Raw genomic sequence first — 20539 nt, forward strand, 5'->3', positions numbered from 1 at the left:
TCCCTAGGTAAAAGGAAGGGCCCGCGCACGTCCCCAGCGGGCCCTTCCGCCTTGTACCGTCGCCGGATGGAACATCTGACCCTTTCCGACGGTCGCACCCTCGAATACCTGGTCGAGGGTCCGGCCTCGGCGATTCCTCTGGTCCTGCACCACGGCACCCCGTCGGGCACGGTCCGGTACGCCCCGCTGGTCGACGCGGCCGTGGCCGGCGGCTTCCGCTTCGTGCAGGCCAGCCGCCCCGGGTACGCGACCTCCACCCCGCACCCCGGCCGCCGGGTGGCCGACGCGGCCGCCGACACCGCCGCGCTGATGGACGCCCTGGACGCGCCGGCGTTCGTCACGCTCGGCTGGTCGGGTGGTGGCCCGCACGCTCTGGCCTGCGCCGCCCTGCTCCCGGGGCGCTGCCGCGCGGCGGCGACGATCGCGGGCGTCGCGCCGTACGACGCGAAGGGTTTGAATTGGCTCGCCGGCATGGGCGAGGAGAACGTCCAGGAGTTCGGGGCGGCCCTCGCCGGGCCCGAGGCGCTGGACGCGTTCCTGGTCTCGGCGGCGGCCGGGATGGCCGACGTCAAGCCGGCCGACCTGGTCGAGGCGTTCGGCGACCTGATCTCCGAGGTGGACAAGCGAACGCTGGCCGGCGGCCTGGCCGACTATCTGGCGGCGAGCTTCCACGCCGCGCTCTCCACCGGGGTCGCCGGGTGGCGCGACGACGACCAGGCCTTCGTGGCCGACTGGGGCTTCCGGCCGGAGGACGTCGCGGTGCCGGTGTCGCTGTGGCAGGGCGACCAGGACCGGATGGTGCCGTTCGCGCACGGCGGCTGGCTGGCCGAGCACCTGCCGACCGCCGAGTCCCACCTGGTCCCCGGCGAGGGTCACCTTTCGCTGCTGTCCAACCTCGGCACGATCGTCGACGACCTGCGCCGCCTCGCGGGATAGCCGGCGGCCGGGTTCCTAGAGCCGCACCGCGGTTCCGGTGCGGGCGCTCTCCCGGGCCGCGTCCAGGACGGTCATCGTGCGCAGGGCGTCGGCCGGGTCGACCGGGACCTTGCCCTCGCCGCGGACGGCCTTGGCGAACGCGGGGTAGTAGGTGTCCCAGCGGCCGCGCTCGCTCGGGACCGGGGCGCTGGTCGGCCCGTGGTACAGGCGGCCCCAGGCGTGTTCCGGCTCGACACCCCACCGGTCGCCGAGGGTGGCCGGGGACTTGCCGGCCTTGAGCAGCGCCTCCTGGCCGTCCATGCTGTCGATGCCGTCGACGATGTAGGTGCCGGTCGAGCCGCTGACCCGGAAACGCGGGCCGGGCGCGGCCTGGCGCCAGCTGCCCCACAGGTGCGACTCGACGCCGTTGACGTGGTGCAGGGCCACGAAGAAGTCGTCGTCGAGCTCGCCGTTGCCGCGGATCTCGGCGTACACCCGGACCGCCGGGCCGTGCAGCAGGAGCACCTGGTCGACCAGGTGCGAGCCGAAGTCGAGCAGCGTGCCGCCGCCGGCCGCGGGGACCTTGCGCTCGGGGGCCCAGCGCTCGAACCGCGATTCGAAGCGCCGGATCGTGCCGAGGGCGCCCTCGGCGATCAGCTTGCGGACGGTGCGCAGGTCCGAGTCCCAGCGCCGGTTCTGGTAGACGCTGAGCAGCACGCCCTTCTCCGCGGCGGCCTGCACGACGGTCTGCGCGCTCGGGGCGTCGAGCGTGAACGGCTTGTCGACGACCACGTTCAGCCCGAGCGCGATCGCCTCCTGGGCCACCTCGGCGTGCGTGGCGGCCGGGGTGGAGATCGAGACCGCCTCGGCGCCCGCGGCGGCCAGCGCGGCCAGCGAGTCGAAGGCGGTGGCGGTCGGATGCTGCTTGGCGAGCTCGGCACGGCGCTCCTCGGAGCGGGTCACCACGCCGACGAAGTCGACGTTCGCCGCCGAGGCGAGCAGCGGGGCATGGAAGATGCGCCCGCCGGATCCGTAACCGACCAGGCCGAACTTCACCGCGTCACTCATTCCGAAAGATTGCCACACCGGTGCCGGTTCGCCGATCAAGGGGGCGGCCGCGAGTGCGCGGGCAGTGATCTTTACCTGTCGGATGAGTGACCTCGGCCAGCGAAAAGCGCCGCGGGTGCGTCAACATTTGCCCCATGAAGCCCGCGCAGATGGACCGCACCCCCTTCGCTGACCTCGACAGTCAGCCCAGCGAGATGACCGCCATGCTGCTCGCCGCGCTCGAGGCGATGGGCCGTCACCCCGAGATCCGCCGGGTACGGGAGACCGCGTGGCAGGCGCTGCGCCCGCGCCCCGGTGAGCGGCTGCTGGACGCGGGCTCCGGCGCGGGCGACGTGGCGCGGTGGCTGGCCACCAAGGTCGGCCCGGCCGGCGAGGTCGTCGCCCTCGACTACTCGGCCGCCACCATCGCCGCCGCCGTGCAGCGGCACGACGGCAGCAACGTCCGGTACATGACCGGCGACGTCTCGGCGATGAACCTGCCGGCCGGCAGCTTCGACGGCGTCTGGTGCGAGCGGGTGCTCCAGCACGTCGACGACGCCGACGCGGCGCTCGCCGAACTGATCCGCGTGACCCGGCCCGGCGGCCGCCTCTGCCTGGTCGACACCGACTGGGAGTCGCTGGCCTTCGACGGCGTCCCGGCCCGCCTGGCCGCGACCATCGTGGCCGACATGCACGGCCGACTCACCCCCCGGCAGCGCGACATGGGCCGCACGCTGCGCCGCCGGCTCATCCGGGCAAGGCTCTCCGACGTGACCGCCACCCCGGTCACGTGCGTCTTCGGCGACCCGGCCTCGGCCGCGGTGGTGCTGCCGATGGTCAACCCGATGGTTCCCGAGGCAGCCTGGACGACCCCTCCGGGCGTACGGGACGAGTGGTTCTCCTATGTCGACGCGGCCGGCGCGCGAGGCGACTTCCTCGCGATCCTGACGATCTGGGTGGTCACCGGCACGGTCGGTTGACGGCGCCCGGTGGCGCGGATCCGTCAGGAGCCGGCGGGGGCCATCCGGCTCAGGAGCTCGTCCAGGTCGACGCTGGCGAAACCGATCCGGACGTCGCTCGCGCCGTACGGGATCCACAGCCGGCCGTCGTGCAGGAGGCCGCCGCAGGAGTAGAGGACGTTGGGGACGTAGCCTTCGCGCTCGACCTCGTCCGGGTGCAGCAGGCCGTCGGGCAGGTCGGCGATCACCCGTTCCGGGTTCTCCAGGTCGAGGAGCATGGCACCCAGCCCGTAGCGGCGCATCGGGCCGACGCCGTGGGTCAGGACCAGCCAGCCGGCCTCCGTCTCGATCGGGGAGCCGCAGTTGCCCACCTGGATCAGGTCCCAGCCGCGGTGCGGTACCAGCAGCGGCACCGACGGCTGCCAGCGGTGCTGCGCGTCGCGCACGCTCAGGCCCAGCGTCTCGCCGTCGGAGCGGCACAGGGCCAGCTTCCGGCCGCCCACGTAGCGCGGGAACAGCGCCATGCCCTTGTTCTTCGCCGCGGGCCCGTGCAACTGGGTCACCTCGAAATGCCGCAGGTCGCGGGAGAAGATGACCCGGCCGGCGATGTGATAGCCGTCGTACGCCGTGTAGGTCCCCTGGTAGGTGAGCCGACCGTCCGGGTCCAGGTGCTGAACGAAGCGCGCGTCCTCCATGCCGTTGCGCTCCGCCCGGGTCGCCGGCCACATGACGCGTTGGTGCAGCGGTGTCGTGGCCGGGAAGCCCACCGCATAGTCCTCGCTCACGATGTGCCGGATGTGGTCCAGCGTCTCCTGGGTGGTCTGGCGGGTCAGCAGCTCGGCGGGGATGTGCGTCATCACATCCTCGAACTCCTCGTCGCTGAACCGGTCGGGGAGGGCCGACACGACGTACGCGGAGGCCTCGTTGTCGATCTCCTCGTCGATCAGCGCCGCGGTGAGCTGGTTGCGCCAGTGCATCGCCCCGACGCGTTGGCCGATCACCAGCGGGCCGCTGCGATCCTCGAGCCTGATCGCGTCGCCGGGGCCGAGGACCGCCGAGCAGAACCCGATCGAGGAGATGTGCCCCTCGCCGATCTGGCGCAGGCTCATCGCCACCCGCAGCTCGTCCGGCGCCATCTCGGTCTGGTCGGGGTGCGGCACCATCGACGGGTTGCACAGGGCTGCGGACTCGACCGAGAACTCGTGGCTGAAGTAGGCGCCGATCAGGTGGCGCGCGGTCGACGACAGCTCGACCTCGGCCGGCACGCGGTGCTGGACCAGCTCGTAGTGATGCTGGAAGGTCGCCAGCAGGTCCTGGTGCCGGCCCGCGAACCGGTTCACCACATCCTCCAGCAGGCGGGCGGTCTCCGCGTCGTCGAGCCGCAGGATGCGCTCGATCATGTTGGAGGCCCGGTTCTGCACCATCTGGTGGTCTTCGCCGGGGACGAACAGCTTGATCACCACGCGCCGGTCGTCCGGCTGCATGACGATCTCGTGCCGAGTGACATAGGTCTGGGAATTCATGGTTGCGGTCACGCTAGGCCGCCTGACGGTCGGGTCGCGCTCCGGGTCGCCAGCGTGCGAGCGTGCTGCAGCGTGGAGACGAGCGCGAGGGTGGATTCGGCTCCTTGATTCAGATTAGGACCATCTGCCGTTAATCCGTCATAACATCCGCCGGTAAGGGCGTCGTACATGACTGTCTGGGTGTCGTTATCGCCCAGAAACCAGGCAATTGACTGAAATAGCGGGGCGTCCCACCGATCGTCGCCGGTGATCGCGGCGGCGGTGGCGCAGGCGTCGGCGGTCGCGGCGGCCTCGATCGGCTGCTGGTCGAAGCGGTGTTTGGGCTGCCCGGGCCGCCAGCCGCCGACCGGGACGGTGGACAGGTGGCCGTTGTTGTCCTGCTCGCGGCACAGCCAGGCGAGCATGCGCAGGCCGGCCCGCAGCAGCGGCTCGTCGCCGAGCAGGTCGCCGGCCGCGATCACCACCTCGGCCATCGTCGGGTTGGCGTAGGTGAGGTGCTCATCGGGCCAGACCCAGGACGGGTTGGGCCCGGGGACCCCGACCGCGGCCGCGGCGTCGCGAAGGAGCGCCGCGGCGTCCGGGTCGCGCGAGTCCATCCGCAAGACCTCGGCCGCGCCCAGCCCCGCGTACGCCATCGCCCTCGGCCAGGTCGAGCGTTGCTGCGTCCCCAAGCGGAACGCCAGGCGGGCCTCGCGCCGGATCCACGGCGCGGTCGAGCGCGCCGCGGCCGTGCCCAGCCCCCAGAGCGCGCGCCCCCACCAGTCGCCGAGGCCGGGCTCGTCGGTCCAGCGCCGGTCGTAGCTCATCCGGTTGCGGAAGGCGCCGTCCGGCCCCTGCGCGTGGGTGAGGAACGCCAGGTAGCGCTCGGCCAGGCCGACGACCTGCGGCGACGGGCGCGGCTCCCGGCTGGCGACGAGCAGGCCCCGGCCGACGTCGTCGACGCAGTAGCCGTGCTCGCGCCGGACGATCGCGTTGCGCGCGTGCTCGAGCAGCCCCGTGTCGTCGGAGAGGCGGGCGACGTGGCTGAACGACGGTGGTGGGGCGTCCGACAGCTGGATCGGCGGCGGCACGAGCCGCAGGCCCACGCTCATGCCGGGACGGACGCGGCGATCGGCGCCAGGGCGCGTGCGGACAGCAGACGACCGGCCAGCGCCTGATACCGCGCGGCCACGGCGGGCCAGCGCAGCGTCGGCCCACCGGCCAGCCCGGTCAGGCGGCCGGCCAGCCCCGGTTCGGCGATCAGGTGCCCGATCGCGGCCGCCATCGCCTCCGGATCCTGGTGCGGCACCACCAGCCCGGGGCCGTCGGCGAGCAGCTCGACCGCGTGCGGGAACTCGGTGGCCACCACCGGCACGCCGGCGCCGACCGCCTCGATCAGCACGCCCGAGGTGACCTGCTCGGTGGAGTCGTAGGGCAGCACCACCACGTCGGCCGAGCGGATCAAGCGGGACAGCGCCGCCTCGTCCAGGTACTCGTCGCGCCAGAGCACGTCGTCGGTCACCCCGAGCGAGCCGGCGAGGGCTTTCAAGGAGTTCCGGTACGCGTCCCCGTGCTGCTCCAGCACCTTGGGGTGGGTGCGGCCGGCGACGGTGTAGATCGGCCTCGGCGACCGGTCGGCCAGCAGCGCGAGCGCGCGCAGCGCCCACTCGATGCCCTTGCCGGGGCCGAGCAGCCCCCAGCTGAGCAGGTGCGGCCGGTCGTGGTCCTCGCGCGGCGCGCGCTCGTGGCTGCCGGCGCCGTGCGGGATCACCGAGATCTTGCGCGGGTCCACGGCGTACCCGGCCAGCAGCCGCTTGCGGGCGGTGTCGGTCATGGTGACCACCGCGTCGGCGGTGGCGGCGATCCGCTCGAGGACCTGCCGCTGCAGCGGGTCGGGATGGCTCAGCACGGTGTGCAGCACGACGATCGAGGGGATGTCGAGGGCGCGCAGCAGCGGCAGAACCTCGGCGCCGGCGTCGCCCGGGTAGATCCCGTACTCGTGCTGGAGGATCGCCACGTCGAACCGGTTCAGCGCGTCGGCCGCCGCGGGCCAGCCACCCCTGTTGTCGGTGTGCCAGGTGTGCACGACCCGGGGCGCGCCGCGGTCGAGGTCGATGCCGCCGCTCACGTTGTCGCTGGCGAGCAGCCGGACGACCCCAGCGCCCCCGCCGGTATTCAGCTGAGTGGCGAGTGCCGCATTGAAAGTGGCCAAACCGCATTGAGTGGGCGGGTATGTGCTCAGAAAGCCGTACGTGGCCGTCATGACAGGGCCTTTCTCGGTTCGCGGCTGCCTACTCGCAGCACGACTAAGCGCGCACGATCGGCACGGTGCGGGCCTCGTGCAAACGTCATTGCAGCTGCCCGGGAAATTACCCCGATTAACGCGCAATTCACATTGCGACGTTAACAAGTACGGCCATTCAACTGACGATATTGCGGTAAATTGCCAGGTAGTCGTCGACCATGCGGTCGGCCGAGAACCGTTCCCGGGCGCGCCGCGCGCACCCGGCCCGGTCGATCGCGTCGATGCCCTCGACCGCCGCCGCCGCCTCGTCGAGGCCGGTCACCAGCCGGCCGGTGACGCCCTCGTCGACGATCTCCGGCATCGAGCCTTTCCGGTACGCGATCACCGGTGTCCCGCAGGCCATCGCCTCCACCACGGAGAGCCCGAACGGCTCGGCGAACCGGATCGGGTGCAGCAGCGCCGCGCCCGAGCCGAGGATCCGCCCGCGGTCGGCCGGCCCGACCGAGCCCAGGTAGACGACCCGGTCGCCGTCGATCTCGGGGGCCACCCGGGACTCGTAGAAGGCGTGATCCTGGATGATCCCGCAGATGACGAGGCGACGACCGGTCCGCCGGGCGATCTCGATGGCCAGGTCGGTGCCTTTGTCCGGATGGATACGGCCAAAGATGATTAAATCGGACGAATCAGGTGCGACGGAAACCGGGAGCGTCGACAGATCGATGCCGTGATGGACGGTTCCGACGTAGGACAGCAATGGAGATCGGTCGCTGTCGGAGATCGAGACGTAGGCCGAGTTTCCCCGTTCGTAGGCCGGCAGAATGTGCCGCCCGGAAAAGCCGTGGATCGTGGTGAGCATCGGCGCGGCGCAGTGCTGGGAGAACGCGAGCGGCAACCAGTCCAGATGGTTGTGCACGAGGTCGAACTCGCCGGACCGGGACAGCGCGTGGCTGACGTGCAGCGCCTCCCACACCCGGCCGTCGAGCTCGGGACTCTCCTCGTACCCGGCCGGGCTCACCCCGTCCAGGGCGGCCTTGGTGACCGAGTCGAGCGTCGCGAAGAGCGTGACGTCGACGCCGCGCGCGGTCAGCCCCTCGGCCAGCAGGCTGGTGATCAGTTCCCAGGGGCCGTAGTGCAGCGGCGGCGTGCGCCAGGCGATCGGCCCCAGCAGCGCCACCTTCATGACAAATGCCGCTTTCTGGTAGTTAGCACCCACATAGTATGCCCATGCCCTCCGGCCGGCGTTCTCGTGTTAAAGAAGACGGATGACGGATCTCTGGTGGAAGAGCGCGGTCGTTTACCAGATATACCCACGCAGCTTCGCCGATGCCGACGGCGACGGCATGGGCGATCTGCGCGGCATCATCGACCATCTCGATCACCTGGCCGAGCTCGGCGTCGACGTGCTCTGGCTCTCCCCGATCTACCGGTCACCGCAGGACGACAACGGCTACGACATCAGCGACTACCAGGACGTCGACCCCCTCTTCGGCGATCTCGCGACCTTCGACGAACTGCTGGCGGCGGCTCATGCCCGGAACATGAAGCTGATCATGGATCTGGTCGTGAACCACAGCTCGGACGAGCACCCCTGGTTCGTCGAGAGCCGGTCGAGCACCGACAACCCGAAGCGGGACTGGTACTGGTGGCGGCCGGCCCGCGAGGGCATGGAGCCCGGCACGCCGGGCGCTGAGCCGACCAACTGGGGCTCGGTGTTCGGCGGCCCGGCCTGGGAATACGACAAACGGACCGGCGAGTACTACCTGCATCTGTTCTCGGCGAAGCAGCCCGACCTCAACTGGGAGAACCCCGAGGTCCGGTCGGCCGTGTACGCGATGATGCGGTGGTGGCTCGACCGGGGCGTGGACGGCTTCCGGATGGACGTCATCAACATGATCTCCAAGGTGCAGCCGCTCACCGACGGCCGGCTGACGGCCGGCGCCGCTTACGGGGACGGCTCCGCCTCGTACATGAATGGTCCGCGCAACCACGAGTTCCTGCGGGAGATGCACGACCAGGTCTTCGCCGGCCGCGAGGGCATGCTCACCGTGGGGGAGATGCCCGGGGTGACGGTCGACGAGGCGATCAAGTTCACCGACCAGGACCGGCACGAGGTCGACATGGTCTTCCACTTCGACCACGTCTGGGCGGACCGCGGCGGCGACCCTTGGCGCCTGGTCCCGCTCCGGCTGACCGTCCTCAAGGGGATCTTCGGGCGCTGGCAGGCCGGCCTCGCCAAGGTCGGGTGGAACAGTCTCTACTGGAACAACCACGACCAGCCGCGGGTGGTCTCCCGGTACGGCGACGACTCGCCCGCGCACCGGGTCGCCGCGGCCAAGATGCTCGGCACGGTGCTGCACCTGCACCGCGGAACGCCCTACGTCTACCAGGGCGAGGAGCTGGGCATGACCAACTACCCGTTCCGCTCGATCGACGACTTCCGGGACATCGAGGCGCTCGGCCAGTACCACCAGGCGACCGTGCAGGAGGGGCGGGCGCCGGAGGAGGTGCTCACCGTGCTGCGGGCACGGGGACGGGACAACGCGCGTACGCCGATGCAGTGGGACGACTCCCCGCATGCCGGCTTCACCAGCGGGACGCCATGGCTCGCGGTGAACCCGAACTACCCGCAGATCAACGCGAAGGCGGAGCGGGCCGACCCGGACTCGGTGTTCCACCACTACCGCAAGCTGATCAAGCTGCGGCACGAGGAGCCGGCCGTGGTCGACGGCGACTTCACCATGCTGCTGCCCAACGACGAGCGCCTGTACGCGTTCACCCGGCGGCTGAACGGCACCGAGCTGCTGGTCGTCGGAAACTTCACCGGCGACACCGTGCGTGCCGAGATCGAGGACGCGATCGCCTGGGAGGAGGCCGAGCTGGTCCTCACCAACGTGGCGGCGCCGACGGGCCTGACGCTCGCGCCGTGGCAGGTCGTGGTCTACCGCCGAGTCAGCTGAACGTCGTGGTCTTCCGCCGCGTCCGCTGAGCGTCGTGGTCTACCGCCGGGTCCGCTGGGCGACGAACGGGACCAGGCCGTCGAGCAGACGGGCCAGCCCGAAGTCGAACAGCATGTCCAGGTCGAGGTCGAACGGGCTGGTCAGCAGCCGCTGGAACTGCGGCATCCGCTCGGCCGCCAGCAGGGCGGCGATCGTGGAGGTCTGCGCCTGCATCCACTGGTCGTTGGTCAGCCCGCTGTCCCGGACCGCCTCGGCCTCCGGCTCCAGCGCGCTGGCCACGCCCCGGACGAAGCTGAACAGCAGCACCTGGATGTACATGCGATCGGGCTGGTTCAGGCCGGTGCTCTCGAAGGCGGCCATCACCCACTCGCTGAGCCGCATCGCGTTCGGCGCCATCTGCGGGCGGGTCAGCGACATCGAGGCGGCGAGCCAGGGGTGCCGCTTGAATCCCGCCCACTCGAGCCGAGCGCAGATCTCGAGCGAGGCCCGCCAGTGCGGCGGATGGGCGGGCAGCGCGAACTCGCCGATCGCCGTGTCGATCATCGCGAGGGTGAGCTCCTCCTTGCCCGGCACGTGCCGGTAGAGCGCCATCGTCGAGACGCCGAGCCGGCTCGCGATGCGCCGCATGGTCAGCTCGGCCATCCCCTCGGCGTCGGCGATCGCGATCGCGGCCGCGACGATCCGCTCCCGGGTCAGCTCGTGGTCGCCGCGCGGCGCCGGGCCGGCCACCACGGTGCCGACGCCGGGGCGGGCCACGGTCAGCCCCTCCTCGCGCATGGTCGCGTGCGCCTTGGTGGCGGTGGCGATCGCGACGCCCCACTCGCTGGTGATCTGCCGGGCCGAGGGCACCCGGTCGCCCGGCTGGAGCTCGCCGGTCTCGATGCGCCGGCGGACATCCTCGACGATCCGTCGATACGGGTGCACTAGTACACCTCCCGTTCTGGAGTGGAGCGTACTAGTGCGGTTTGCCTGCCGCAACACGCTCTCCTACTCTCACTAGTACGCAAATAACAGAGTACGCAGAGGAGCGGGGTATGCGGGTTCTGATTTCCGGCGGGGGCATCGCCGGGCCGGCGTTGGCGTTCTGGCTCCACCGCGCCGGCGCCGAGGTCACGATCGTCGAGCGGGCGCCGGAGCCGCGCCCGGGCGGGCACGCGGTCGACGTCCGGGGCGCCGCCCGCGGCGTCGTCGAGCGAATGGGCATCCGCGACGCGATCAGGACGCACCAGGTCGACGAGCGCGGCTGGGCGATGGTCGACGCGCGCGGCAAGCGGCTGGGCGCGATGCCGGCCGACCTGTTCGGCGGCGAGGGCATCGTCGCCGAGATCGAGATCGCGCGCGGCGACCTCGCCCGGATCCTGTACGAGGCCACCGCGGCCGACGTGGACTGGCGCTTCGGCGACCAGGTCACCGACCTGACGCCGGAGGGTGACGTCTTCTTCGCCGGTGGGCGGCGCGAGCGGTACGACGTGGTGGTCGGCGCCGACGGAGTGCGCTCGGGGGTGCGCAAGCTCGCCTTCGGGCCGCACCGTGAGTTCGTCCAGCCGCTCGGGGCCTACGGGTCCTACTTCACCGTCCCGGACCCGGGCGACCTGGACAACTGGTTCGAGATGTACAACGCGCCGGGCGGCCGGGTGGCCGGGATCCGGCCGGAGCGCGGCGGAACGGCCAAGGCCAGCCTCTCGTTCCGGACGAAGGAGCAATATGGCCGGCTGGACCGGGCCCAGCAGATCGCGCTGCTGTCGGCGAAGTTCGACAAGGTCGGCTGGCGGGTGCCGGACCTGCTGCGGGCCATGCCGGACGCCCCGGACTTCTACTTCGACGAGGTCAGCAAGGTGACGGTCGAGAGGTGGGCGCGCGGCCGGGTCGTCCTGCTCGGCGACGCCGGCTACTGCGGCACCCCGCTGGCCGGCATGGGCACCAGCATGAGCCTGGTCGGCGCGTACGTGCTGGCCGGCGAGCTGGCCGCGGCGAAGACCCCGGAGGAGGGGTTCGCCGCGTACCAGCGGGAGATGGCCGACTACGTCGCCGAGGGCACCCAACTGCCGCCGGGCGGCGTCGAGATGTTCGCCCCCAACGGCCGGTTCATGATCCGGTTGCGGGCGTTGTCGATGCGGATGATGGGCGTCTGGCCGATGAAGGGCATGGTCGAGAAGCAGTTCACCAAGGCCGAGGCGATCACCCTCAAGGACTACGGTCAGCTGCGTACGCAGATGTCGAACGGGTGACCGGCCGGGTCGAGCAGCACGCGCCAGCGGTCCGGCGTGGGCTGCTCGGCCGGCTTGGTCGCGCCGAGCGCCAGCGCCTGCTCCTCGGCCTTGTCCAGGTCGTCCACGTAGAAGTCCAGGTGGTAGCGCTTGGGCGCGGCCTCGACCGGCCAGCCGGGCGCCGCATAGCCGGGCACCCGGCCGAAACCGATGCTCGTCGTGCCGTCGCCGATCATGGCGTAGTCGCCCTCGCTGTGCAGCACCTCCCAGCCGAGCACGGCGGAGTAGAAGGTGGCCAGCGCGGCCGGGTCCTCGGCGTCGAGGTTGATCAGGGCAAGAGTCGCGAAACCAGTCATGCCTGGATCCTGTCGCCAAAGGCTGACACCTGTTGTCAGTATCTGGTGCCTCAGCGGCGATATTTCGGGTTCAAAACGGGTAATAACACCTCGTAAACTATGTCGCCCGGAGTTGTCAACCCTTCCGCGGAGCTGCCGATGGAAGGACGTGACCAGAGTTGACGCCCCGTCCGCACGTCCGGCTTGGCTGTATGCCTTCTTCGGCCTGTACGTGGTCGCTGTCTATAGCTTCGGGCCGGAATGGATCCAGGCCCCGGCGAGCGCGCTCATCATGATCGCCGGCTTGGTGGCGTTCCATGTCGGGCCGCGGCGCAACCTCGACCCGGCCGACCGCACCCCGTGGCGGCTGATCCTGGTCGGCTCCTACGCGTTCGTCCTCGCGAGCCTGATCCGGGTCATCTGGCCGGCCACGGTGGCCGACCCGCCCTCGGCGCTCACGCTCATTCCGGACGGCATCGTCGTGCCGGCGTACCTCTGCCTCGGTTACGCGCTCGCCGTGATGCTGCGGCGCCGCCGGGCCGCCGACGACGACCCGGCCCGGGTCGACGCGATCCTGGTCGGACTGGCCGCGGCCTTTCTCCTGTGGACGCTCCTGATCGGTCCGGCGGTCACCTCGTCCCTGCTCTCGCCGGTGCAGGTCGTCGACGCGATCTTCCCGATCATCGACGCGGTGCTGCTGGTCATGGTGGCGCAGCTGATTCTGGCCGGCGGGGCGCGGACGCCGTCGCTGTGGCTGCTGATCGTCGCCTCGATCGCGATGTTCGCCGCCGACCTGCTGTTCTGCCTGCGCGACGTGCAACTGCTCAACGTACCGCAGCAGGTCGTGGACGCGCTGTTCCTGGTGATGTTCGTGCTGTTGGCCGCGTCCGCCCTGCACCCGTCCACCCGCGCGCTGGTCGAGCCGCAGCGGGTCACGGTCCGCGACCTGGGCCCGCTGCGCCTCACGGTGATCGGTCTCGTCGTCGTGGTGCCGACCGTCATCAGCTCGCTGATCCCGACCGGCAACCTGACCAACGACCTGGTCCGGTCCGGGCTGTGCGTGCTCATCGTGCTCGGGACGCTCGCCCGGGTGGTGCGTGCCAACAACTCCCGGGTACGCGCCGAGCGCGCCACCCGCCGCCGCGCCACCCACGACGCGCTCACCGACCTGCCCAACCGGGAACTGCTCTCCGAGACGGTGACCCGCTGGGCCGACCGGGCCATCGCCGAGCACCTCGAGATCAGCCTGCTCTTCATCGACCTCGACCGGTTCAAGATGATCAACGACCACTGGGGTCACCAGGTCGGCGACGAGCTGCTCTGCAAGGTCGCGGGCCGGCTCGGCGAGCAGGTCCGCGCCGAGGACGTGGTGGCCCGGATCGGCGGCGACGAGTTCGTGATCGCCCTGGCCAGCCCCTCGCACCTGCGCCTGGCCGAGTCGCTGGCCGACCGGCTGCTGATCGAGCTGGCCCACCCGTTCGAGCTGTCCGTCGGCGACGTCGCGATCTCCGCGTCGATCGGCTTGGCCAAGTCGACCGGCGGGGCGCACGCGCTCGAGCTGATCCGGGACGCGGACACCGCGATGAACAAGGCCAAGGGCTCCGGACGCAACACGTACGCGATGTTCGACACCTCGCTGCGCGAGAAGGTCCGCGACCGGGTGAAGCTCGAGCAGGCGCTGCGCGGCGCGGTCGAGCGGAACGAGCTGGAGGTGCACTTCCAGCCGATCATCGACCTGCCGACCGAGGAGCTGGACGGTTTCGAGGCGCTGATGCGCTGGACCTCGCCCGAGCTCGGCTTCGTCTCGCCGATGGAGTTCATCCCGGTCGCCGAGGAGACCGGCATGATCGAGGAGATGGGCACCTGGCTGCTCCGCGAGTCGGTCCGCCAGCTCCAGTCCTGGATCGAGAGCCGCGGCCCGGACGCGCGCCCGCTGCACGTCTCGGTCAACGTGGCCGTCCGCCAGCTGCGCAACGGCTCCCTCGTGACCGTCGTCGACGAGATCCTGCGGGAGACCGGCCTGCCGCCCGAGGCGCTCTGGCTGGAGATCACCGAGTCCGGCGTGATGGAGGACATCGAGTCGGCGCTGCTCACGCTGAACGCCCTGCACGCGCTCGGCGTCACGCTCTGCATCGACGACTTCGGCACCGGCTATTCGTCGCTGTCGTATCTGCACCGCCTGCCGGTCGGCATCGTCAAGATCGATCGCTCGTTCATCAACGACATCGGCCAGACCGGGGCGAACGAGCCGATCGTCCGCGCGGTGCTGGCGATGACCCACGCGATGGGGCACCGGGTGGTGGCCGAGGGCGTGGAGACCGAGACGCAGCGGGACTGGCTGCGTGCCCAGGGATGCGACCTGGTGCAGGGCTGGTTCTACGGCAAGGCCGACCGCCCGGCGAACCTGAAGCACTGGATCGAGCGCACGGTCGCGGCCTGAACCGCCGGCCGCGGCCGCTTCTTCGCGGCCGTGGCCCCTTCCGCCGGGCGCGGCGGCCCGACGGTCAGTTCGCCCTGGTGGCCTGCTCGACCAGGCCGTTGATCGTCCAACCGGCGATGCGCTCGAACGACGGCTCGCGCGCCTCGCCGCCGGCCGACAGCGCCGCGGCCAGGTGTGGGAAGTCGCCGCCGGCCACGGCCTCGGTCAGCAGCGCCACCTGATCCGCGGTCGGCGTGCGCCCGGCTGCCTCGCCCATCACGTAGGCCGCCACGAAGCCGGTGATCAGGGCGATGATCTCCAGCTTGGTGGGTCCGTCGAGCCCGGTCGACGCCAGCGCGGCCAACCCTCGTTCCAGATAGGCCAGCATGTTCCTGCCGGTCAGCTGCCGATCGGGCAGGGCCGCCGGCAGCCACGGGTGAGCGAGCATCAGCGTGCGTTGCGCCCCGGCCAGCGCGAGCAGATCCGCGCGCCAGTCGCCGGTGATCTCGACCGGCCGCGTCTCGGCGCCGACCCGATCGACCATCAGATCCAGCAGGCGGTCCCGGGTGGGCACGTAGGTGTAGAGCGACATCGCCCCCGCGCCGATCTCGGTGGCCACCCGGCGCATGGTCACGGCGGGCAGCCCCTCCGCGTCGGCGACCCGGATCGCCGCCGCCACGACCTGGTCCCGGGTGTACGCCGGCGGGCGTCCGCGAGCCATCGAATCCTCCTGCTAGTATTTCTAGTACGTCGTACGAAAAAGGAGCCTGGCCATGCGAAGACTCCCGCTTTCCCTCCGTCTGCTGCTGCGTCGGCCCCGCAAGGGCCCGCCCGCACGGTACGACGTCCGCCGCAGCCTGGCCGTCCCGGTGCCCGCCGCCGACGGCAGCCCGCTGCTCACCGACCACTACGCTCCGGTCACCGACGAGCCGTGCCCGACCGTGCTGCTGCGGGCGCCCTACCTCCGCTCCGGCTTTCCGTGGAACTACCTGTACGGCGCGCTCGTCGCCGAGCAGGGCTTCCACGTGCTGCTGCAGAGCAGCCGCGGCACCGGTGGCTCGGCGGGCACCTTCCACGCCTGGCGTAACGAGCCGGAGGACGGCCAGGCTGCCGTCGCCTGGCTGCGCGAGCAGGACTGGTTCACCGGCGACCTGTACACGATGGGTCCGAGCTACATGGCGTACACGCAGATGGCCCTCGCCCTCGACCCGCCGCCGGAATGGCGTGGCGCGATCATGCAGGTCGGCATGGCCGATCTGCACCGGTTCTTCTGGCCGGGCGGTGCGTTCGCTCTCGAACGCTCCTCGGTGGGCGGAATCGCGCTGTTCGGTCAGGCCATGCGCACCCGCGACTACGCCTGGGCGATCCTGCGCATGCAGCGGCACTTCCGGCGGGCGATCGGAAAGGTGCCGTTGCTCGACGTCTATCCGGCGATCTTCGGGGGTCGCCGGCCGGCGTTCGAGGAGTGGCTCGCCCATCCCGAGCCGGAGTTCTGGGCCGACGGCGATCTCATGCCGGTCGCCGACAAGCTGGCCGTGCCGGTCAGCCTCTGCACCGGCTGGTGGGATCTGGCGGCCGACCAGGTGATCGAGCAGTACACCCGGTTGCGGGCCGCCGGTCACGACCCCGACCTGCTGATCGGCCCGTGGACGCACACCTCGGCGCTCGAAGAGGGCTGGGCGGAGGTGTTCGGCCAGGCGCTTCGCCGACTGCGCGGGGTGGCGGCCGTCGATCGGGTGCGCGTGTTCGTGACCGGCGTCGAGGAGTGGCGCGATCTGCCGTCGTGGCCGCCCGCCGGGCAGCAACAGCGGTGGTTCCTCGGCGACGGCACTCTCGGGCCCGCCGCGGGCGCCGGCTCCACCCGCTTCCGGTACGACCCGGCCGACCCGACGCCGGCCGTCGGCGGCCCGTTGCAGTCCAAGACGCAGGGCCGGCGCGACAACGCGACGCTCGAGGGCCGCCCCGACGTGCTCACCTTCACCGGCGAGCCGCTGACCTCGGCGGTCGAGGTGATGGGCGCCGTGCGCGCCGAGTTCGACGCCTCGACCACGGCGGCGAGCGGCGACCTGTTCGCTCGCCTCTGCGACGTCGACCCGGCCGGCCGGTCGGTCAACGTCTGCGACGGACTGACCCGCTTCACCGAGGCCGGCCGGGTGGTGGTCGAGATGGGCCCGGCCGGTCATCGGTTCCGTCCCGGGCACCGGATCCGGCTGCAGGTCAGCGGCGGCGCGCACCCCCGCTTCCTGCGCAACTACGGCACCGGCGAGCCGCCCGGCCCGGCCACCCGGATGGTGCACACCGACACCACGATCCGGCATACGTCGTCCCTGGTGCTGCCCGTGGTTTAGCGCTTCCGGCGCAGGGGGTAAGTCGGTCGCCGCCATCCCCCGAAGTGAGGAGCGTCCATGTCTGCCCAGGCCGTTCTCTACGTGATCGCGGTCATCCTCCTGGTGCTCGGCGCGCTGCCGATTCCCTTCGGCACCAGGGGAATCAACCTCGCCCTGCTGGGGGCGGCGTGCGCGCTCCTCGCCTACTCCTGGAACACGATCACCGCGTGAGGGGTACTCGGTCCAGGACGACCTCGCCGCCGTCCGGCCCGACGACCAGTGTCGCCAGGCGCGCCGCCTCGTCCAGGAGCGGGTCGCGGTCGCCGGCGGGCAGCCTGCCAAAAGGCTCGACGTGGACCGCGCTGTCCCGCACCGACCAGGTGCCCCGCCATACGCCGTCGATAAGGAAGGTGCCGCTGGTCGCGCCGTTGCCCGGCGGCAGCGGGACCGGCCGCCCGTCCGGATTGACTCGGCCACGGTCCTGGTGGGAGAGCAGCAGGTTGTCGTACTCGGGCAGGAAACGCGGCGGCGCGGGCGTGTCCTCAGCCGGCCGTGGCGCATCGGGCAGGTCGAACAGAGTCTGACCGTCGGGTCCGCGAAACACGTGCAGCCCCATTCGTTCGATCACCTCGGCCAGGCGGGTCAGTCCCGACCACACCTGGACATCGGCGACGGTGGCCGGTCCGAAGGCGCCGAAATACCGGCGCACCAGGTCGTCGACCGGGGCGACGCGCAGCGGCGCGCCCAGCCAGTCCTCCACCAGCGCCCACTTCGCCTGGCCGGACTTGCCCCACACACCCCGCGGCGGCACCTGGCACACGGGTAGGTGATGGGTGACCGCATAGGCCAGCGCGGTCGGGTCCGACCCGGGCCAGCGCTCGTTGAGCAGGCGACCCAACTCGCGGCGGGTTTGCGGCCGGAGCCGCAGCAACTCGCGGGCATGCCCGAACAGCTCCGGCCCGCCGAGCTGATCGACGTCCAGACGGAAGTGGGCGGCGAACTCGGCGCGGAGCAACGGGTCGAACAGCGCCCGCCAGGCCAGGCAGTCGGCCGCGCTCACGAGATGCAGCGTGTTGCGCATCATGTGCAGCCGCACCACCTGTCGCCGCTCGATCAGCCGCGAGAGGTCATCCGATCTGAAGCCCTGCAGCCGCGTCCACAGGCCCACGTACGGAGCGAGCGGGGCCTGGCACTGCATGCCGGCCAGGTGTTCGACGGCGTCGATGGCCGGCACCGTCGCCCTGGCGAGCAGGTGCTGCCTGGCCAGGGTCGCTCGACCGACTGCCCGTCGGCTCAATGTCTCAACCCGCATACCGTAACCCGCTCCGCGTGGCTCACGGCTCCAGGATGAGCACCACCTTGCCGCGGCCGTGGCGCGACTCGACGGCCGTGTGGGCGGCGACCGCGTCCGCGAACGGGTAGGCGCGTACCGGCATCGTCAACCGGCCCCGGGCGGCCAGCGCGACCACCTCGGCGAGCCGTTCGGGACTGCGGCCGGCGCGGACCACCCGGGCGCCGTGCTCGGCGGCGGCCTTGTCGTCCACGATCGTGCCGACCCGATCGGGTGCGATGCCGAGCGCTGTCGACTGGGCGATGGCCTCGCCGCCGGCCGCGTCCAGCGCCACCGTCGGGGTCAGCCCGGTGGCCCGGACCGCGTCGACCAGGGCGTCTCCGTAGGCGACCGGAATCGCTCCGAGCTGTCGCAAGTAGTCGTGGTTGGCCGGGCTCGCGGTGCCGATCACCCGTGCGCCCCGGAGCCGGGCGAGCTGCGTCGCGACGGTGCCGACGCTGCCGGCTGCCGCGTGCACCAGCAGCACGTCCTCGCCGGCGACCGCGAGCTCGTGCAGCGCGCCGCTCGCCGTCTGTGACGCCGCGACCAGGGCGGCCGCGGTGGGGAAGTCCAGGCGATCGGGTTTGCGCACCGCGGTGGCCACCGGAACGCAGACCAGCTCCGCGTTCCCGTTGAGCATGGTCGAGCCCAGGACCGCGTCTCCCACCGCGAATCCCGACTCGGCCGCGCCCTCCCCGAGACGGTCGACCACCCCCGCGTACTCCTGCCCGCTGGTCTGCGGAAAGCGCACCTGGACCCAGGGCATGGTGCCCCGCCGAACCCCCACGTCGAACGGCTGCACCCCGGCCGCCCGCACCCGCACGCGCACCTCACCCGGCCCCGGCTCGGGATCGGGCAGGTCGGCGATCCGCAGGACGTCGGGCGGCCCGAAGCGGTCGAACACCACAGCTCTCATGGCCCACATACTGCAAGTTGAAGTCAGGTTGAAGTCAACGGCCGCCCGGCGGAGTTTCCGGCATCTCCGCCAGACCGCCGATCGGGCGCGGCGATAACGGTTTCTCGGCGTGACATTGTTGACGGTTCTGCGCCTTCGATATGAACGGCGGAATCCCTACGATTCTGGCGGCCGCGGCATATCCGGGAGGCACTCGTGGCGAATTCGACGGGGAATGCTCACCGGAAGCGCGGACTGCTGGCCGCCTGCGCCGGCGCGGCCGTCATCGTGGTCGCCGCCGCGGGCGCCGGCTATGCGATGACCAGGCCCGCCGATCCGCAGGCGGGGAAAGCGGCCGAGATCGCCGCCGGGCCGACCCCGGGGGAGGCGGTTGCCCCGAGCGTCGCGCCGTCGAGCGCGGCCGGGCGGCCCGCAACGGCCAAGGCCAGGCCGGCGGCCACCGTCGCGCCGGAGCCGCCCCGAGCGGGCTGGATCCCCGTCGACCAGGCCGCCTACCGGGCGCAGGTCGCCGCGTACCGGGCGCTCGCCGTCGATCCGGTCCCGGCCGGCACGGGGGACAAGCCGGAGTTCCGGGCCGACTGCACCTACAGCCATCGGCTCGCCGACGACCCGATCGTGTTTCCCGACATGCCGGGCGCCTCGCACATGCACTCGTTCGTCGGCAACAAGGCGGTCGACGCGGACACCACCGCTCAGGATCTGACCAAGTTCACCGCCACGAGCTGCAAGCCCGCCCTGGACCATTCCGCGTACTGGGTGCCGACGCTGTACGACAACGCGACCGGCAAACCGGTCGAGACCACCGGCTTCCGGGTCTATTACCGATCGATTCGGAGCAACTCGACCGGGGTGATGCCGATACCGAACGGCCTCCGGATCATTGCCGGGGACGCCAAGAAGAAGGTGCCGACGCCGCGCGGCGCCCAGGGACAGTTCTACTGCGCCTTCTACGGGCCCGGCGACCTCGACGGGATCGCGCGCAGCGCCAACGGCAACTGGCCGATCTGCGGCAAGCCGGCAACCCTGCACTTCATGCTGCAGTTCCCGGACTGCTGGGACGGCAAGCATCTGGACAGCCCGAACCACAAGGACCACATGGCGTTCGGGACCGATCGGGGTTGCCCGGCCGACCACCCGGTGCGGGTCCCCGCGCTCACCTTCGACATCCAGTACGGCGTGAAGGGCACCCCGCAGGGCTACTACCTGTCGTCCGACCGGGAGGGCAAGAGCGCCTCCTCGATGCACGGCGACGCCTTCGTCAGCTGGGATGTCGCCACCATGAACAGGCGCACCAAGGACTGCGTCCAGCAGCGCCGCACCTGCGACAACTTCGGGTACCTCCGGTAGCGGACCGCCTCCTGTGGTGACCTGGCGCGCGTG

General features: G+C 71.2%; 18 protein-coding genes. 8 read left to right on the forward strand and 10 right to left on the reverse strand.

What is annotated here, in order from left to right; genetic code table 11:
• Positions 1-66: 66 nt before the first annotated feature.
• Complete coding sequence (locus tag ODJ79_RS17600) at positions 67-936, forward strand: alpha/beta fold hydrolase (RefSeq protein ID WP_263024556.1); 870 nt, start codon at positions 67-69, stop codon at positions 934-936.
• Between the two features lie 15 nt (positions 937-951).
• Here ODJ79_RS17600 and ODJ79_RS17605 read toward each other — a convergent pair whose 3' ends face one another.
• Positions 952-1983 (reverse strand): Gfo/Idh/MocA family oxidoreductase, encoded by a 1032-nt coding sequence (locus tag ODJ79_RS17605; RefSeq protein WP_263024557.1) that lies wholly within the window; start codon positions 1981-1983, stop codon positions 952-954.
• A 134-nt stretch (positions 1984-2117) separates the two neighbouring features.
• On the opposite strand from ODJ79_RS17605, the gene ODJ79_RS17610 reads away from it, so the two are divergent.
• On the forward strand, positions 2118-2942 hold the full coding sequence (locus ODJ79_RS17610) for a methyltransferase domain-containing protein (protein WP_263024558.1): 825 nt from the start codon (positions 2118-2120) through the stop codon (positions 2940-2942).
• Between the two features lie 23 nt (positions 2943-2965).
• Here ODJ79_RS17610 and ODJ79_RS17615 read toward each other — a convergent pair whose 3' ends face one another.
• From ODJ79_RS17615 to ODJ79_RS17630, 4 genes are all read right to left on the reverse strand, one after another.
• Positions 2966-4444: a glycoside hydrolase family 130 protein gene (locus ODJ79_RS17615; protein WP_263024559.1), complete on the reverse strand. Its 1479-nt coding sequence runs from the start codon at positions 4442-4444 to the stop codon at positions 2966-2968.
• An 8-nt stretch (positions 4445-4452) separates the two neighbouring features.
• Positions 4453-5535, reverse strand: coding sequence for a glycosyltransferase (locus ODJ79_RS17620; protein ID WP_263024560.1), 1083 nt, complete (start codon positions 5533-5535; stop codon positions 4453-4455).
• Positions 5532-6686 carry a glycosyltransferase gene (locus ODJ79_RS17625; RefSeq protein ID WP_263024561.1) on the reverse strand — a complete coding sequence of 385 codons (1155 nt, stop codon included), beginning with the start codon at positions 6684-6686 and terminating at the stop codon, positions 5532-5534. Before ODJ79_RS17625 ends, ODJ79_RS17620 begins: the two co-directional genes overlap by 4 nt.
• A 157-nt stretch (positions 6687-6843) precedes the next feature.
• Positions 6844-7848, reverse strand: a complete 1005-nt coding sequence (locus tag ODJ79_RS17630; protein ID WP_263024562.1) for a glycosyltransferase family 4 protein — start codon at positions 7846-7848, stop codon at positions 6844-6846.
• A gap of 82 nt (positions 7849-7930) precedes the next feature.
• Here ODJ79_RS17630 and ODJ79_RS17635 point away from each other — a divergent pair, with 82 nt between their 5' ends.
• Positions 7931-9625: a glycoside hydrolase family 13 protein gene (locus tag ODJ79_RS17635; RefSeq protein ID WP_263024563.1), complete on the forward strand. Its 1695-nt coding sequence runs from the start codon at positions 7931-7933 to the stop codon at positions 9623-9625.
• Positions 9626-9664: 39 nt separating this feature from the next.
• Here the strand turns inward: ODJ79_RS17635 and ODJ79_RS17640 are convergent, their stop codons facing one another.
• Positions 9665-10549, reverse strand: coding sequence for a TetR/AcrR family transcriptional regulator C-terminal domain-containing protein (locus ODJ79_RS17640; RefSeq protein WP_263024564.1), 885 nt, complete (start codon positions 10547-10549; stop codon positions 9665-9667).
• 41 nt (positions 10550-10590) lie between these two features.
• Here ODJ79_RS17640 and ODJ79_RS17645 point away from each other — a divergent pair, with 41 nt between their 5' ends.
• Positions 10591-11853, forward strand: a complete 1263-nt coding sequence (locus tag ODJ79_RS17645; protein WP_411267331.1) for an FAD-dependent monooxygenase — start codon at positions 10591-10593, stop codon at positions 11851-11853.
• On the opposite strand, the gene ODJ79_RS17650 is transcribed toward ODJ79_RS17645, so the two are convergent.
• Positions 11823-12188: a VOC family protein gene (locus ODJ79_RS17650; protein ID WP_263024566.1), complete on the reverse strand. Its 366-nt coding sequence runs from the start codon at positions 12186-12188 to the stop codon at positions 11823-11825. The genes ODJ79_RS17645 and ODJ79_RS17650 overlap by 31 nt on opposite strands.
• Positions 12189-12336: 148 nt before the next feature.
• On the opposite strand from ODJ79_RS17650, the gene ODJ79_RS17655 reads away from it, so the two are divergent.
• Complete coding sequence (locus ODJ79_RS17655; protein ID WP_263024567.1) at positions 12337-14607, forward strand: putative bifunctional diguanylate cyclase/phosphodiesterase; 2271 nt, start codon at positions 12337-12339, stop codon at positions 14605-14607.
• A 64-nt stretch (positions 14608-14671) separates the two neighbouring features.
• Here ODJ79_RS17655 and ODJ79_RS17660 read toward each other — a convergent pair whose 3' ends face one another.
• A complete protein-coding gene (locus ODJ79_RS17660) occupies positions 14672-15307 on the reverse strand; it encodes a TetR/AcrR family transcriptional regulator (protein ID WP_263024568.1) in 636 nt (211 codons plus the stop codon).
• 52 nt (positions 15308-15359) lie between these two features.
• Here ODJ79_RS17660 and ODJ79_RS17665 point away from each other — a divergent pair, with 52 nt between their 5' ends.
• Together ODJ79_RS17665 and ODJ79_RS17670 are read left to right on the forward strand one after the other, a co-directional pair.
• A complete protein-coding gene (locus ODJ79_RS17665; RefSeq protein WP_263024569.1) occupies positions 15360-16934 on the forward strand; it encodes a CocE/NonD family hydrolase in 1575 nt (524 codons plus the stop codon).
• 57 nt (positions 16935-16991) lie between these two features.
• The gene (locus tag ODJ79_RS17670) at positions 16992-17144 is read left to right on the forward strand and encodes a hypothetical protein (protein WP_263024570.1); all 153 of its coding nucleotides are present in this window, start codon (positions 16992-16994) and stop codon (positions 17142-17144) included.
• Here ODJ79_RS17670 and ODJ79_RS17675 read toward each other — a convergent pair.
• The gene (locus ODJ79_RS17675) at positions 17134-18210 is read right to left on the reverse strand and encodes a winged helix DNA-binding domain-containing protein (protein WP_263024571.1); all 1077 of its coding nucleotides are present in this window, start codon (positions 18208-18210) and stop codon (positions 17134-17136) included. The genes ODJ79_RS17670 and ODJ79_RS17675 overlap by 11 nt on opposite strands.
• Before the next feature lie 37 nt (positions 18211-18247).
• A complete protein-coding gene (locus tag ODJ79_RS17680; RefSeq protein WP_263024572.1) occupies positions 18248-19159 on the reverse strand; it encodes an NADP-dependent oxidoreductase in 912 nt (303 codons plus the stop codon).
• 195 nt (positions 19160-19354) lie between these two features.
• Between ODJ79_RS17680 and ODJ79_RS17685 the strand changes: the two genes are divergently transcribed.
• Entirely contained in the window at positions 19355-20506 is a 1152-nt protein-coding gene (locus ODJ79_RS17685; protein WP_263024573.1) for a DUF1996 domain-containing protein, read from the forward strand.
• The last annotated feature ends 33 nt before the right edge of the window (positions 20507-20539 follow it).

This window comes from Actinoplanes sp. KI2, from assembly GCF_025630775.1.
Taxonomy (GTDB): Bacteria; Actinomycetota; Actinomycetes; order Mycobacteriales; family Micromonosporaceae; genus Actinoplanes.